This is a genomic window from Streptomyces sp. NPDC111802, from assembly GCF_055634335.1.
Map to the genome: position 1 here is coordinate 52,593 of NZ_JBVKCZ010000029.1, position 13,908 is coordinate 66,500.

Annotated in this window: 15 protein-coding genes; 10 read left to right on the plus strand and 5 right to left on the minus strand. The window is 71.0% G+C overall.

All coding sequences use genetic code 11. The features are described from left to right. Positions 1-56: 56 nt before the first annotated feature. On the minus strand, positions 57-683 hold the full coding sequence (locus ACZ7NC_RS28905; RefSeq protein WP_471492418.1) for a TetR family transcriptional regulator: 627 nt from the start codon (positions 681-683) through the stop codon (positions 57-59). 146 nt (positions 684-829) lie between these two features. Between ACZ7NC_RS28905 and ACZ7NC_RS28910 the strand changes: the two genes are divergently transcribed. The 3 genes from ACZ7NC_RS28910 to ACZ7NC_RS28920 all read left to right on the plus strand — a co-directional run bounded on the left by ACZ7NC_RS28910 (position 830) and on the right by ACZ7NC_RS28920 (position 2,605). Continuing rightward, positions 830-982, plus strand: coding sequence for a hypothetical protein (locus ACZ7NC_RS28910; RefSeq protein WP_383482693.1), 153 nt, complete (start codon positions 830-832; stop codon positions 980-982). A gap of 43 nt (positions 983-1,025) precedes the next feature. Beyond that, positions 1,026-1,304, plus strand: a complete 279-nt coding sequence (locus ACZ7NC_RS28915; RefSeq protein WP_471492419.1) for a DUF4190 domain-containing protein — start codon at positions 1,026-1,028, stop codon at positions 1,302-1,304. Positions 1,305-1,429: 125 nt separating this feature from the next. Then, a complete protein-coding gene (locus tag ACZ7NC_RS28920; protein WP_471492420.1) occupies positions 1,430-2,605 on the plus strand; it encodes a cysteine desulfurase family protein in 1,176 nt (391 codons plus the stop codon). Positions 2,606-2,608: 3 nt separating this feature from the next. Here ACZ7NC_RS28920 and ACZ7NC_RS28925 read toward each other — a convergent pair whose 3' ends face one another. Next, complete coding sequence (locus ACZ7NC_RS28925; protein ID WP_471492421.1) at positions 2,609-3,280, minus strand: N-acetylmuramoyl-L-alanine amidase; 672 nt, start codon at positions 3,278-3,280, stop codon at positions 2,609-2,611. Positions 3,281-3,340: 60 nt separating this feature from the next. On the opposite strand from ACZ7NC_RS28925, the gene mnmA reads away from it, so the two are divergent. Then, the gene (mnmA, locus tag ACZ7NC_RS28930) at positions 3,341-4,471 is read left to right on the plus strand and encodes a tRNA 2-thiouridine(34) synthase MnmA (RefSeq protein ID WP_471492422.1); all 1,131 of its coding nucleotides are present in this window, start codon (positions 3,341-3,343) and stop codon (positions 4,469-4,471) included. Positions 4,472-4,508: 37 nt separating this feature from the next. Here mnmA and ACZ7NC_RS28935 read toward each other — a convergent pair whose 3' ends face one another. Further along, positions 4,509-5,288, minus strand: coding sequence for an alpha/beta fold hydrolase (locus tag ACZ7NC_RS28935; protein ID WP_471492423.1), 780 nt, complete (start codon positions 5,286-5,288; stop codon positions 4,509-4,511). A 37-nt stretch (positions 5,289-5,325) separates the two neighbouring features. Beyond that, positions 5,326-5,649 (minus strand): DUF427 domain-containing protein, encoded by a 324-nt coding sequence (locus ACZ7NC_RS28940; protein WP_471492424.1) that lies wholly within the window; start codon positions 5,647-5,649, stop codon positions 5,326-5,328. A gap of 51 nt (positions 5,650-5,700) precedes the next feature. On the opposite strand from ACZ7NC_RS28940, the gene ACZ7NC_RS28945 reads away from it, so the two are divergent. The 5 genes from ACZ7NC_RS28945 (at position 5,701) to ACZ7NC_RS28965 (ending at position 12,756) form a co-directional block, all read left to right on the plus strand. Next, positions 5,701-6,240 carry an LOG family protein gene (locus ACZ7NC_RS28945; protein WP_471492425.1) on the plus strand — a complete coding sequence of 180 codons (540 nt, stop codon included), beginning with the start codon at positions 5,701-5,703 and terminating at the stop codon, positions 6,238-6,240. Between the two features lie 27 nt (positions 6,241-6,267). Then, on the plus strand, positions 6,268-6,957 hold the full coding sequence (locus ACZ7NC_RS28950) for an SDR family oxidoreductase (protein WP_471492426.1): 690 nt from the start codon (positions 6,268-6,270) through the stop codon (positions 6,955-6,957). A gap of 64 nt (positions 6,958-7,021) precedes the next feature. Next, complete coding sequence (locus tag ACZ7NC_RS28955) at positions 7,022-8,029, plus strand: methionine synthase (RefSeq protein WP_471492427.1); 1,008 nt, start codon at positions 7,022-7,024, stop codon at positions 8,027-8,029. Positions 8,030-8,044: 15 nt separating this feature from the next. Continuing rightward, positions 8,045-10,240, plus strand: a complete 2,196-nt coding sequence (gene ligA / locus ACZ7NC_RS28960) for an NAD-dependent DNA ligase LigA (RefSeq protein ID WP_471492428.1) — start codon at positions 8,045-8,047, stop codon at positions 10,238-10,240. A 272-nt stretch (positions 10,241-10,512) separates the two neighbouring features. Further along, positions 10,513-12,756: a putative bifunctional diguanylate cyclase/phosphodiesterase gene (locus ACZ7NC_RS28965; RefSeq protein ID WP_471492429.1), complete on the plus strand. Its 2,244-nt coding sequence runs from the start codon at positions 10,513-10,515 to the stop codon at positions 12,754-12,756. A gap of 104 nt (positions 12,757-12,860) precedes the next feature. Here ACZ7NC_RS28965 and ACZ7NC_RS28970 read toward each other — a convergent pair whose 3' ends face one another. Beyond that, positions 12,861-13,445 (minus strand): TetR/AcrR family transcriptional regulator, encoded by a 585-nt coding sequence (locus ACZ7NC_RS28970; RefSeq protein WP_471492430.1) that lies wholly within the window; start codon positions 13,443-13,445, stop codon positions 12,861-12,863. Positions 13,446-13,532: 87 nt separating this feature from the next. Here ACZ7NC_RS28970 and ACZ7NC_RS28975 point away from each other — a divergent pair, with 87 nt between their 5' ends. Further along, entirely contained in the window at positions 13,533-13,904 is a 372-nt protein-coding gene (locus ACZ7NC_RS28975; RefSeq protein WP_471492431.1) for a DUF4267 domain-containing protein, read from the plus strand. The last annotated feature ends 4 nt before the right edge of the window (positions 13,905-13,908 follow it).

The window sequence follows — 13,908 nt, forward strand, 5'->3', positions numbered from 1 at the left end:
GATGGACGGGGGGTGCCGCCCCTTGTCGTCTCGCCGGTGCCGGGTGGGCCTGGTGCTCAGTCCAGCCAGTGCGCGCGGCCGATGCTGATCAGCCGCATCTGGCGGGTCGCGACCTGGGCGACGCGCTGCCGCTTGTCCTCCGGTGCCTCCAGGACGTCCAGGAACAGCGAGGCCGTCATCAGCATCTGGTCGACGTAGAGGTTGGCGAGCATGAGGAGGTCGTCGTCGTTCCAGCCCTCGGAGACGCGGTCCTTGGCGAGCGCGACCTTCACTTCCTCGGCGAACCGGGCCAGTTGGTCCTGGATCGCCTCCCGGACCGACTGCACCCCGCCGTGCCGCTCACGGGCGATGAAGCGCACGTGCGCCGGGTGCGTCTCGACATGACGGGCGATCAACGCGACAGCGCTCTCTATGCGTTGGTCGCTGTCGCCGGCCGAGGAGACGATCGTGCGGATCATCGGATGCAGACTGCCGAGTGCCTCCTCGACGAGGGCGACGCCGAGGTCGGCGGTGGAGCGGAAGTGCCGGTAGAAGGCCGTCGGGGCGACGCCGACGGCGCGGGTGACCTCGCGCAGGCCCAGACTGCTCAGACTCTGCTCCTCCAGCAGTCCCAGCGCCGCGTCCAGGAGCGACTGCCGGGTCTTCTGTTTCTGGGCCTGCCGAATGCCGAGGGTGTGACTCATGCCATGCAGTTAACAACTGTTCTCTGGAATTGAAAAGCCGTAGGGCGCGCTAGACTTGGGAGTCAGTGAACAAGTGTTACTACAACTGTTCACCGAACTGTAACGAGAGAGATCCACGCGAGAGATCTCGAAGGGGGATCCGACCCATGTTGTTCCTCGTCGCCGCGCTCCTGTTGCTGGGCGTGCTGCTGGGCACCGTCGCCCACGCGCCGCTCGCCTTCACCGCCGTCACCGCCGCCGTGATCGCCGTCTGGCTGGGCATCTTCGCCGCCCGCGAGCGTCACGCCCGCCGCAACTGACATCGCCAACCGGTCCGAACCGACCTCTCAGGAGCTGACACCCATGCAACTCACCGCACCGGCCGCGGGCCGCCCCGGCACCCGCACACGCACCCGCGACGCCGACGGCATGGCCGTGGCGTCCTTCATCCTCGGCCTCCTCGGCCTCCTGGTCTTCAACATCTTCCTCGGCCCGACCGCCATCGTGCTGGCCGCGGCGTCCCTCTGGCGGGGCACCCGGCGCAAGGGGCGGGCCTACCTGGGCATGGGGCTGGGGGTCGCCGACCTGCTGGTCCTGCTGGTGATCATGCAGATGGACAGCACGCTGTCCTGGAGCTTCTAGCGGCAGCCGAGCACGGCTGCCGCCCCCAGGGGGGACGCGGCAAGGGCGCATGAGCCGGCCGAGGCCGGGGCAACCTCGATACGAAGCGAGGTCGCTTACCCGCGCCCTTTAGAATCGTGGCCACCATGGCTTACCTCGACCACGCCGCGACGACCCCCATGCTCCCGGAGGCGGCAGAGGCGCTGACCTCCCAGCTGAGCGTCACCGGCAACGCCTCCTCCCTCCACGCATCCGGCCGCCGCGCGAGGCGAACCGTCGAGGAGGCCCGCGAAACCCTCGCGGAAGCTCTCGGCGCCCGCCCCAGCGAGGTCGTCTTCACCTCCGGCGGCACCGAGGCCGACAACCTCGCGGTCAAGGGCCTGTACTGGTCCCGCCGCGACGCCGACCCGGCGAGGTCCCGCACCCGCGTCCTGGCCAGCCCCGTCGAACACCACGCCGTCCTCGACGCCGTCCACTGGCTCGCCGAACACGAGGGCGCCGACGTCGAGTACCTCCCCGTCGACTCCCACGGCCGGGTCCACCCGGACGCCCTGCGCGAAGCCATCGCCCGCAATCCGCACGACGTCGCCCTGGCCACCGTGATGTGGGCCAACAACGAGATCGGTACGGTCCTGCCGATCCGCGAACTGGCCGAGGCGGCAAAGGAGTTCGACGTCCCCCTGCACGCCGACGCCGTCCAGGCCTTCGGTCAGGTCCCCGTCGACTTCGGCTCCTCCGGCCTCGCCGCGATGACGGTGTCCGGCCACAAGATCGGCGGCCCGTACGGCATCGGCGCGCTGATCCTCGGCCGTGATCAGACGCCCGTACCCGTCCTGCACGGCGGCGGCCAGGAACGCCACGTCCGCTCCGGCACCCTCGACGTACCCGCCATCGCCTCCTTCGCCGTCGCCGGCCGCCTCGCCGCCGAACAGCAGGAGTGGTTCGCCCGCGAGATCGGCGCCCTGCGCGACGCCCTGGTCGAGGCGGTCCGTACGGCGGTCCCGGACGCCATCCTCGGCGGCGACCCGGCCCGGGGGGGCCGCCTCCCGGCGAACGCCCACTTCACCTTCCCCGGCTGCGAGGGCGACTCCCTGCTCCTGCTCCTCGACGCCCAGGGCATCGAGTGCTCCACCGGCTCCGCCTGCACCGCGGGCGTCGCCCAGCCCAGCCACGTCCTCCTGGCCACCGGCACCGACCCCGACCTGGCCCGCGGCACCCTCCGCTTCTCCCTCGGCCACACCTCCACGGAGGCCGACGTCGAGGCGGTCGCCAAGGCGATCGGGCCGGCGGTGGAACGGGCGCGGGCGGCAGGGCTGACGTAGGCGCTACGCCGGAGCCGGAGCCGTACGAGCCTTCCGTACGAGCTTCATGTACCGGTCCCAGTCCCAGTGCTCCCCGGGATCCGTGTGATCGGTGCCCGGCACCTCCACATGCCCGATGATGTGCTCGCGGTCGACGGGGATGTCGTAGCGCGCGCATATCCGGGCCGTGAGCCGGGCCGAGGCTTCGTACATCTTGTCGGTGAGGTCCTGGGGGCGGTCCACGAAGCCCTCGTGCTCGATGCCGACACTGCGCTCGTTGTAGTCGCGGTTGCCCGCGTGGTACGCGACGTCCAGCTCGCGGATCATCTGGGTGATGTGGCCGTCCTTGCGGACGATGTAGTGCGCGGCCGCACCGTGCTCCGGGTCCTGGAACACCTTCACCGCGCTGTCGAAGCTGCCCTGGGTGACATGGATGATCACCATGTCTATGCCGTAGTCGTCGGGGCGGTCCGCCCGCCGCCAGTTGGCGTCCGACGCCGCCACCCACCGCGCCCCGGCGAAGTCGACCTCGCCCTCCTTGCGCGGCTTCTCCACGCCCGGCACCCGCCACCACAGGCGCGCCAGCTCGTCGCGGGCCAGCACGGCCGAGCCCAGGGCAGCCGCCGTCCCGCCGATGAGCAACGCACGACGCCCGACCTTCCGGTCGCCGTCCTTCGGAGCCTTCCGCTGTCCCATGTGATCGTCAACGGATACTCGGGGGCCCTGGTTCCCGCGCCCCCTTACCCTGGAAGGGTTATGACTGACACCGCGCAGCCCTCCCGCCCCCTCCGCGTCCTCGCCGCCATGTCCGGCGGGGTCGACTCCGCCGTCGCCGCCGCCCGAGCCGCCGAAGCGGGGCACGACGTGACCGGCGTCCACCTCGCGCTCTCCGCGAACCCCCAATCCTTCCGCACGGGCGCGCGGGGCTGTTGCACCATCGAGGACTCACGCGACGCCCGCCGCGCCGCGGACGTGATCGGCATCCCGTTCTACGTCTGGGACCTCGCCGACCGCTTCCGCGAGGACGTGGTCGAGGACTTCGTCGCCGAGTACGAGGCCGGCCGCACCCCGAACCCGTGCCTGCGCTGCAACGAGAAGATCAAGTTCGCCGCCCTGCTGGACAAGGCGCTGGCCCTCGGCTTCGACGCGGTCTGCACCGGCCACTACGCGCAGGTCGTGCTGCGCGAGGACGGCACGCGCGAGCTGCACCGCGCCTCCGACATGGCCAAGGACCAGTCGTACGTGCTCGGCGTGCTCGACGACAAGCAGCTCGCCCACGCGATGTTCCCGCTCGGCGACACGGTGACGACCAAGGACGAGATCCGCGCGGAGGCCGAGCGCCGGGGCCTCGCGGTCGCGAAGAAGCCCGACTCGCACGACATCTGCTTCATCGCCGACGGCGACACCCAGGGCTTCCTCGCGAACCGCCTGGGCAAGGCCGAGGGTGACATCGTCGACGAGTCGGGAGCCAAGCTCGGCACGCACGAGGGCGCGTACGGCTTCACCATCGGCCAGCGCAAGGGCCTGCGCATCGGCACGCCCGCCGCCGACGGCAAGCCTCGCTACGTCCTGGACATCTCACCGGTGAACAACACGGTGACGGTCGGCCCGGCGGCGTCCCTGGACGTCAGCGCCCTCAGCGCCGTCAAGCCCCGCTGGTGCGGCGCCGCCCCGACCGGCCCCGGCACCTACACCGCCCAGCTCCGCGCCCACGGCGGCGAGACCGAGGTCACCGCCGAACTGATCGACGGCTCCCTGGAGGTCACCTTCGCGGAGCCGGTCCGCGGCGTCGCCCCCGGCCAGGCGATCGTGCTGTACGATGGCACGCGCGTGGTGGGCTCGGCGACGATCGCGTCGACGGTACGGGCCACGCCCACGGCCGTCTGAGCAGCGGGACCCGGGGCTGTTCAGCGGCCGGCCCCGGTCACGCCCCGAAGAACTCCATCAGCACCGGCCCCAGCACCTCCGGCTCCACCATGTGCGTCTGCCCCGGAAGGCTCCGGTACGACCCACCGGGCACGGTCTCGGCGACCGCGCGTGCCGCCTCCTGCATCCACGCGGGGCTCGCGCTGCCGGCGACGGCCAGCACCGGGACCGTGATCGAGGCCAGCCGGTCCCGGGGCACCAGGCCGTCGCCCATCACGGCGTTGTCGTAGGCCAGGCTCGGCGCGATCGTCTCCATGCCGCGCCACATGGGGGACTGGCGGGCGCCCTGGATCATCTGCTCGGCCATCCCGGTCAGCCGCAGGAACAGCTCGACCGCGTCCCCGCGCCTGCCCTCGCCGAGCGCCTCCGTCAGCCGCTCGGTGTACTCCGCGCGCTCCTTCGCGCCGCCCTCGTAGACGGCGAACGGCACCTCGTACACCGCGACCTGACGCACCGGCAGCCCGCTCGCCGCCGCCTCCAGCGCCAGCGCACCGCCCGACGAGGTGCCGTACAGCGCGGCCTCGCCGCCCACCGCCTCGATCAGCGTGGCAAGGTCCTCGACCTCGCGCTCCACCGCGTAGGGCGGCGTGTCACCGCTCTCCCCACGCCCCCGCCGGTCGTACACGACGACTCTGCAGCGCTCCGACAGAGGCACGGCCAGCGGCGCCACCGTGCCCCCCGTGGACATCGCCCCACTGATCAGGATCACCGCCGGGCCCTCGCCGGTGATCTCGTACGCGATGGAGGTGCCGTCGGCCGAGATGGTGTTCTTATCCATGTCTGTGGAGATTGCCGTACGGCACGGAACTAATCACTCATGACACATCGACTTCGTAGAAGCAGAGGTGGTCCTTGATCTCCGCCACGTCCGGCTTCGGGTCCGGATAGGCCCATACGAGATCGGCCGCGTCCGGCAGCGACCAGTAGGAGGCGGTGCCCTTGAACGGGCAGTAGGTGTGCGTGTCGGAGGGCTTCAGCAGGTCCAGGCGTACGTCCTCGGGCGGGATGTAGTAGCGCACGGGACAGCCTGTCTCCCGCAGGACGAGAGGCCGGTCGCTGTCCGCGAGGACCTGGTCGCCGTGGACCACCCGCACGCGCCGCGTGCCCTGCTCGATCGTGATCGTGTGTCCTTCAGTCATATCCGCGAAAGCGCTCGCGGGCGCCGGGTTCTTCCCGCGTACGGTGACTGCATGCGAATCTGCGTCTTCCTCTCCGCCGCCGACCTCGACGACCGTTACACGCGCCCCGCGCGCGAGTTCGCGAAACTGCTGGGCAAGGGCGGGCACACGCTCGTGTGGGGCGGCTCCGACGTCGGGCTGATGAAGGTGGTCGCCGACGGTGTGCAGGAGGCCGGGGGGCGCCTGTGCGGGGTCTCCGTGGACTTCCTGGCGGCCAAGGCCCGCCAGGGTGCCGACGAGATGGCCATCGCCAGGGACCTCGCCGAGCGCAAGAGGCTGCTCCTTGAGAAGGCCGACGCCGTGGTGATCATGGTCGGCGGCACCGGGACCCTGGACGAGGCCACGGAGATCCTGGAGCTGAAGAAGCACGGCCACACGGACAAGCCGGTCGTCCTGCTCAACACCGCGGGCTTCTACGACGGCCTGAAGGAGCAGTTCCGTCGCATGGAGGACGAGGGCTTCCTGCCCCGCCCGCTGACCGACCTGGTGTTCTTCGCGGAGGAGCCGGTGGGGGCGCTGGCGTACCTGGAGGAGAGCCAGGGGGTGGAGTGAGTCCGCGCTGATGCGAGCATGGCGGGCATGGCTACACATGTGATCACCGGAGCGGGTTCCGGCATCGGCGCGGCCGTCGCCCGCCGCCTGCACGCGCGCGGGGACGATCTCGTCCTGCACGCGCGCGACGCGGGCCGCGCGAAGGAACTGGCGGCGGCGTTCCCCGGCGCGAAGACGCTGGTCGGCGACCTCGCCGACCCGGACAAGCTGTCCTGGGCCTTCTCCCACCAGTCACTTCCGGACCGGGTGGACTCCCTGCTGCACATCGCCGGAGTCGTGGACCTGGGCCCGGTGGGCGACCTGACCCCGAAGTCCTGGCGCCACCAGCTCAACGTCAACCTGATCTCCCCGGCCGAGCTGACCCGCCACTTCCTGCCCCAACTCCGCGCCGCCCGCGGCCACGTGATCTTCGTGAACTCCGGCGCCGGCATCAACGCCCACGCCGAGTGGTCCGCGTACGCCGCGTCCAAGCACGGCCTGAGGGCCCTGGCGGACTCCCTGCGTCACGAGGAACACGGCAACGGAGTCCGGGTGACCTCCGTCTACCCCGGCCGCACGGCCAGCCCCATGCAGGCCAAGGTCCACCAGCAGGAGGGCAAGGAATACGACCCCGAGAAGTGGATCGACCCCGAGTCGGTGGCGACGACGATCCTGATGGCCCTGGACCTGCCCAGGGACGCGGAGGTGAACGACCTGACGGTGCGGCCGGGCCGCTGACCGAGCCGGAGGGTGAAGAGCCGGAGGGTGAAGACCGGTGCCGCGGGTTGCATAGGCTTCCCGGGTGAGTGAAAACAGCCCGTTCACCTTCGCCCCCGCCACCGGTATCGGCTCCATGCCCGGCGGCGACGCCCGTGAGGCCGCCAAGACCGTCACCGGATCCTTCGAGGACTTCCCGTTCCTCGCCGAGCTGCCCGCCCGCGGCCCCGGCGCCGACATGATCGGCCGGACCGCCGGGATGCTCGTCGAGTTGTACGCGCGCGTGGAGCCCAGTGGGTGGCGGATCGGGGACCGGCCGGGCCGGGACACCAGGCGGGCCAGGTCGTGGCTGGGGGAGGACCTCGACGCGCTGGAGGAGTTCACCCAGGGGTACGACGGGCTGCTGAAGGTCCAGGCCGTCGGCCCCTGGACCCTCGCCGCCGCGCTGGAGCTGAGGAACGGCGAGTCCGCGCTCTCCGACGCCGGCGCCTGCCGCGACCTCGCCGCCTCGCTCACCGAAGGACTGCGCGAGCACCTCGCGGAGGTCAAGCGCCGTGTCCCCGGCGCCCGACTCGTCCTCCAGCTCGACGAGCCCTCCCTCGTCGCCGTACTGCGCGGCCAGGTCAGGACGGCCAGCGGATACCGGACCCACCGGGCCATGGACCGGCAGATCGTCGAGGCGACCCTCCGCGACGTCGTCGGGGTTCACGGCGACGGCCCCGTCGTGGTCCACTCGTGCGCACCGGACGTCCCGTTCGCCCTGCTGCGCCGGGCGGGCGCGGCGGCGATCTCCTTCGACTTCTCGCTGCTCACCGAGCGTGACGACGACGCGATCGGTGAGGCGGTGGAGGACGGCACCCGGCTCTTCGCAGGTGTCGTCCCGGGCACGGACGGCCCGTTGTCAGACCCTGCCGGTAGCGTCATGGGTGTCAGGACGTTGTGGCGCAGGCTGGGGCTGTCACCGGCGCTTCTCGCGGAGGCCGTCACGGTCACTCCGTCGTGCGGACTCGCGGGGGCTTCCCCCGACTACGCACGCAGGGCTCTCGCCCACTGCGTCCGGGCGGCGAGATCCCTCGCGGACAACCCAGAGTAACGGGAGGACAACACGGTGGCCGGCGACAAGCAAGCGGAGACGACGGCGGTGCCCGCCGAGGCCCGCGAACAGCACGCGCAGCTGGCGGAGCAGGTCGAGGAGCACCGCTTCCGGTACTACGTGAAGGACGCTCCGGTCGTCAGCGACGCCGAGTTCGACAGGTTGCTGAAGACTCTGGAGGCGCTGGAGGAGAAGTATCCGGAGCTGCGCACCCCGGACTCGCCGACCCAGAAGGTCTCTGGGTCGTACGAGACGGAGTTCACGGCGGTCGAGCACCGCGAGCGGATGCTCTCGCTCGACAACACCTTCAACGACGACGAACTCGCCGCCTGGGCCGACCGCATCGCACGGGAACTGGGCGAGCAGGAGTACCACTTCTTGTGCGAGCTGAAGGTGGACGGCCTCGCCGTCAACCTCACGTACGAGAAGGGCCGTCTCACGCGCGCGGCCACCCGTGGCGACGGCCGCACCGGCGAGGACATCACCCCCAACGTCCGTACGATCGCGGAGATCCCGGACCGCCTGCACGGCGACAGGATCCCCGACCTGGTGGAGATCCGCGGCGAGGTCTACTTCCCGATGGAGAAGTTCCTCGAGCTCAATGAGCGCCTGGTCGCCGCGGGCGACAAGCCCTTCGCCAACCCCCGCAACGCCGCCGCCGGTTCGCTGCGCCAGAAGGACCCGCGCGTCACCGCCACGCGCCCGCTGCACATGGTCGTCCACGGCATCGGGGCCCTGGAGGGCTTCACGGGCATGAGCCGCCTCTCCCAGGCTTATGACCTCCTCAAGACCTGGGGCCTGCCCACCTCGCCGCACAACCGGGTGGTCGAGGACCTCGGCGGGGTAAGGGAGTTCATCGCCCACTACGGCGAGAACCGCCACTCCGTGGAGCACGAGATCGACGGAGTCGTCGTCAAGCTCGACGAGATCCGGCTCCAGGGCCGCCTGGGCTCCACCGCGCGCGCACCGCGCTGGGCGATCGCGTACAAGTACGCGCCGGAGGAGGTCAACACCAAGCTCATCAACATCCGTGTGGGCGTGGGCCGTACGGGCCGGGTCACGCCGTACGCCCAGGTCGAGCCGGTCACCGTCGCGGGCTCGGAGGTCGAGTTCGCCACCCTGCACAACCAGGACGTCGTCAAGGCCAAGGGTGTCCTGATCGGCGACACGGTGGTGCTGCGCAAGGCCGGTGATGTCATCCCGGAGATCCTCGGACCCGTGGCCGACCTGCGCGACGGCAGCGAGCGCGAGTTCGTGATGCCGTCCGAGTGCCCGGAGTGCGGTACGGCGCTCAGGCCCATGAAGGAGGGCGACGTCGACCTACGCTGCCCGAACTCCCGGACCTGCCCGGCCCAGTTGCGTGAGCGGCTGTTCTACCTGGCCGGCCGCAAGGCGCTGGACATCGAGCACTTCGGCTATGTCGCAGCCGCCGCGCTCACCAAGCCGCTGGAGCCGGCCGAGCCGCCGCTGGTGGACGAGGGCGACCTGTTCGACCTGTCCGCCGAGCAACTGCTGCCCATCAAGGCGTACGTCCTCGACCAGGACAGCGGTCTGCCCAAGCGTGACCCGAAGACCGGCGAGGAGAAGATCGCCACGGTCTTCGCCAACCAGCAGGGCGAGCTGAAGAAGAACGCGGCCGCGATGCTGGAGAACATCGCCGCGGCCAAGGAGCGCCCGCTCGCCCGTATCCTCACCGGCCTGTCGATCCGTCACGTGGGCCCGGTCGCCGCCGAGGCGCTGGCCCGTGAGTTCCGCTCCATCGACCGCATCGAGCAGGCGAGCGAGGAGGAGTTGGCGAACACCGAAGGCGTCGGCTCGATCATCGCGGCCTCGCTCAAGGAGTGGTTCGCCGAGGAGTGGCACCAGGAGATCCTCCGCAAGTGGAAGGCGGCCGGTGTCCGGATGGAGGAGGAGAGCTCCGGCGAGGACGAAGGCCCCCGCCCGCTGGAAGGGCTTACCGTCGTCGTCACCGGCACACTGGAGCACTTCACGCGCGACGGGGCCAAGGACGCGCTCCAGAGCCGCGGAGCGAAAGTGACCGGTTCCGTTTCGAAGAAGACATCCTTTGTTGTCGTAGGTGACAACCCTGGGTCCAAGTACGACAAGGCCATGCAGCTCAAGGTGCCTGTTCTGAACGAGGACGGCTTCAATGTCCTGCTGGAACAGGGGCCCGACGCGGCGGCCGAAGTTGCCCTCCCCGTGGAGGAGTAGCGGTTGAAGGCCCCCCGATCGGCGCATACCAGATGCATACGGGTGGTTGGGGCGCATTCGGGCAACCGTCGACGACCGCTGCCCGTGGAAGCCTTCTGCGGCCTACTGTTGAGATATGCGCCTGCCGTGCCCAGCTGCGGTCGGGGCATCCCCTTGCTCTTGAAGGGCTTCGAAGGGCGAGGGGAAGGGTTTTCCAACGCGGTGCCGTTGAAGGTTGTTGTCGGGCATCGGGCCGCGTGGCGTGGGCACCGCCGGGTGTGAGAGGGACGGGAATGGAACCGACCGAGAGCGCCGCCCCGCGCTCGCGTCTGCGCCGGCTGGCCGGTGCATGGCGGGGAGGGGCGTCGCGGACCGCGGAGCGTCCGCGCGCGGAAAGAGGCGCGGGGAGCGCCGTCGGGCCGCCCACCGCGGCGGACGGCCGAACCGCGGTGCAGCTCGGCCCCGAGCGCACCGCCGGGCTGCCGGACCCCGATCACGAACGGCACCTGTCCTGGCCCGCGCTGCCCGCGGCGGTCGTCGCGGCGGCCGGGTTCGTCCTCGGCGCCGGGTTCTACCGGGCGTTCACCGACAACCACGCCCTCTTCCCGTCCGGCACGGTCGGCTGGTCGCTGGCCGTGCTGACCGGCATCATCGTCGGCCATCTGGTCGCGCTCGGCCGCGCCCGCTGGTGGGGCGGCACCGGCTCCGGCGCCGCCCTCACCATCGCCGTGCTGATGCTGTACGGCTGGGTGCCCGCCGGCATGGTCAGCCTCACCGTCGTCGTCCTGGTCGGTGTCGCCCGCCGCAACCGCTGGCGGCAGGGCGTGCTGCACGGCGCGGTGGACATCCTCGGCATCGCCGCCGGCGCCCTCGTGCTGGCCGCCTTCGGCCGGGTGCCCACCGTCGAGACCCCCTGGAACCCCGACACCTGGACGCTGTATGCCGCCCCCGGCGTGGTGCTCGTCGCCGTCGCCTATCTCGCGGTCACCCGGGTCCTGCTGTGGTACCTCCAGTCCCCACGCGGCGGCCTGCCCACCGTCGAGCGCACCGCGCTGGTGAGACAGGGCCTGGTCGCGGTCGCGCTGCTCGGCATCGCACCGCTGGTGTGCGTCGTCGCCATCGCCAAGCCCCTGCTGCTGCCGCTGTTCTCGATCCCCCTCGTCGCCCTGGACTCCACGCTGTGGATCGCCAGGGCCCGGGCGGAGGAGCAGCTGCGCGATCCGCTGACCGGCCTGCCCAACCGTCAGTGGCTGCTGGAGCGCATCTGGACCGCGCTCGACGACGCCGAGCGCATCGGCGCCCGGTCCGCCCTGATGCTGATCGACCTCGACCGGTTCCGATCGGTCAATGACACGCTCGGTCATCTGGCCGGTGACCGGCTGCTGTTGCAGATCGCGGACCGGCTGCGTCTCGCCCTGCCGCGCGGAGCGGAGGCCGCGCGACTCGGCGGTGACGAGTTCGCCGTCTTACTGCCGGTCGCCGACTCCACGACGTCCGCGACCCGGGTCGCCCGGAGCCTGGTCACCGCCCTCAGCTCCCCGCTGGACCTCGACGGTCTCACCCTGGTCCTGGAGGCCAGCGCCGGCGTCGCCGTCTTCCCGGACCACGCCCTCGACGCCGAGGGGCTGCTGCGCCGCGCGGACGTGGCGATGTACCAGGCGAAGCGAGACCGTACGGCCGTGGAGGTCTACGAGTCCAAACGCGACTCGAACACCCCGGACCGGCTGGGGCTGTTGGGGGATCTGCGCCGCGCCCTCGACGCGCACGAGGTCGAGCTGCACTACCAGCCCAAGGTCCGCTTCGACGGGCAGGTCGCTGGGCTGGAGGCCCTGGTGCGGTGGGTGCATCCCGAACGCGGGAGGGTGCCTCCGGACGAGTTCATAGCGATCGCCGAGTCGTCCGGGCTGATGCCGCATCTGACGGAGTACGTGCTGGAGACGGCGCTCGGGCAGGTGGCGCAGTGGCGGTCCCAGGGCCTGTTCGTGCCCGTCGCGGTCAATGTCTCGCCGCGCGATGTCCACACCCCCGGCTTCGCGGGCTCCGTCGCCGCACGGCTCGCCCGGCACGGCGTCCCGGCGGGAGCGCTCCAGCTGGAGATAACGGAACACGTCCTCCTTGAGGACCCGCAGCGCGCCGCGGACACGCTGGCCGCGCTGACCGGGCACGGCGTGAAGATGTCGCTGGACGATTTCGGCACGGGGTACTCGTCCCTGGTGCATCTGCGACGGCTTCCGGTGAGCGAGCTGAAGATCGACCGGTCGTTCGTGGCGCGGCTCGCGGTGGACACCGAGGACGCGGAGATCGTGCGCTGCACCGTGGATCTGGCGCATTCGCTGGGGCTGCTCGTGGTCGCCGAGGGCGTCGAGGACGACGAGACGTGGGAGCGGCTGCGGGATCTGGGCTGCGACGCGGTGCAGGGATGGCTGGTGGCCGCCGCGATGCCGCCCGAGGAGACGACGGCGTGGCTGCGGGCACGGGGGTCGCGAGGGTGGCAGCGCCCGCGCGCGGCACTGCCGGCCGCGGCGACCGACGAATGACCTGACTTTTGGGGGCCGGTCAGCCCGCTCCCGCCGGTCAAGCGCCCGGACCGCTCCTCCCGCCGGGAAGTCGCCCGGTCAGGTCGCCCGGTCAGGTCAACCCGTCAGCTCGTCCCCGCCGTGAAGTGCCCGATCAGCAGCGCCAGCCGCTGCTCGTGCGCCCTCTCCGGCAGCCGCCGGCTGCGCATGAGCGTCACCAGACCGTGCAGCCCCGCCCAGTACGTCTCCGTCAGCAGGCGCGGATCGTCGCCCTCGGCAGCGATGGGTGCGACCGCTTGCAGCAGTTCCCCGAACGCCTCCTTCAGCGGCTCCGGAGCCGTCTCCGTGGCGAACGGGAGCTCCACCGGGTGTGTGAACATCGCGTCGTACAGGGCCGGTCGGCGTCGCCCGAAGGCCGCGTACGCCTCACCCACCGCGGCCAGCGCCGCGCGCTCTCCCTTCGCCGCCGAACGGGCCGTACGCAACTCGGCGGCCAGGTCGGCGAAACCCCGCACGGCCACCGCGGCCATGATCGCGTCCTTGCCCTTGAAGTGGCTGTAGAGGACCGGCTGGCTGTACTCGATCTCCGCCGCCAGCCGCCGGGTCGTCACCGCGTCCCAGCCCTCCGCCTCGGCGAGCTCCCGCGCGGCCGTGACGATCAGCCGTTCGCGTTCCGCTCGTTCGCGCTCCTTGCGCGTCTGGATCGACATGCCAGGAATTCTAGCAGCGCTAGCGCAACTGTCGATGCTCTGCTAGCTTGGCTCTTGTACCTAGCGCTGCTAGCGAGGAGTGAAGACATGACCGTGGCCGCCTACACCCTGGCCGTCGTGCTCAACCTGTTCTGCCTGTTCCTCGGGTACCGGTTCCTGTTCCAGCCCGCCTCCGCCGCCGCCGGCTACGGCGTCCCCGCACGGCCGGAGGGCGACGCCGGCGCCTATCTCTCGATCAAGGGACTGAGGGACGGCACCCTCGGCCTGGCGGGCCTCGCGCTGCTGTTCTTCGTCGGCACCCGCGCCGAGGCCTGCTTCATGCTCGCCGTGGCGATCGTGCCGCTCGTCGACACGCTGATAGTGCTGCGGCACGGCGGTACGAAGGCCGTCGCGTTCGGGATCCACTTCGCCACGGCGGTCGTTGTACTGATCAGTGCCGTTCTGCTCTTCCTCGTCTGAGCCG

Bases quoted from the DNA above. Each gene is read 5' to 3' on its own strand.
- ACZ7NC_RS28935 (WP_471492423.1), bottom strand. From the start codon at position 5,288: ATGGATAAGAACACCATCTCGGCCGACGGCACCTCCATCGCGTACGAG.
- ACZ7NC_RS28940 (WP_471492424.1), bottom strand. From the start codon at position 5,649: ATGACTGAAGGACACACGATCACGATCGAGCAGGGCACGCGGCGCGTG.
- ACZ7NC_RS28915 (WP_471492419.1), top strand. From the start codon at position 1,026: ATGCAACTCACCGCACCGGCCGCGGGCCGCCCCGGCACCCGCACACGC.
- ACZ7NC_RS28975 (WP_471492431.1), top strand. From the start codon at position 13,533: ATGACCGTGGCCGCCTACACCCTGGCCGTCGTGCTCAACCTGTTCTGC.
- ACZ7NC_RS28945 (WP_471492425.1), top strand. From the start codon at position 5,701: ATGCGAATCTGCGTCTTCCTCTCCGCCGCCGACCTCGACGACCGTTAC.
- ACZ7NC_RS28920 (WP_471492420.1), top strand. From the start codon at position 1,430: ATGGCTTACCTCGACCACGCCGCGACGACCCCCATGCTCCCGGAGGCG.
- ACZ7NC_RS28925 (WP_471492421.1), bottom strand. From the start codon at position 3,280: ATGGGACAGCGGAAGGCTCCGAAGGACGGCGACCGGAAGGTCGGGCGT.
- ACZ7NC_RS28910 (WP_383482693.1), top strand. From the start codon at position 830: ATGTTGTTCCTCGTCGCCGCGCTCCTGTTGCTGGGCGTGCTGCTGGGC.
- ACZ7NC_RS28950 (WP_471492426.1), top strand. From the start codon at position 6,268: ATGGCTACACATGTGATCACCGGAGCGGGTTCCGGCATCGGCGCGGCC.
- ACZ7NC_RS28965 (WP_471492429.1), top strand. From the start codon at position 10,513: ATGGAACCGACCGAGAGCGCCGCCCCGCGCTCGCGTCTGCGCCGGCTG.
- ACZ7NC_RS28970 (WP_471492430.1), bottom strand. From the start codon at position 13,445: ATGTCGATCCAGACGCGCAAGGAGCGCGAACGAGCGGAACGCGAACGG.
- ACZ7NC_RS28905 (WP_471492418.1), bottom strand. From the start codon at position 683: ATGAGTCACACCCTCGGCATTCGGCAGGCCCAGAAACAGAAGACCCGG.
- mnmA (WP_471492422.1), top strand. From the start codon at position 3,341: ATGACTGACACCGCGCAGCCCTCCCGCCCCCTCCGCGTCCTCGCCGCC.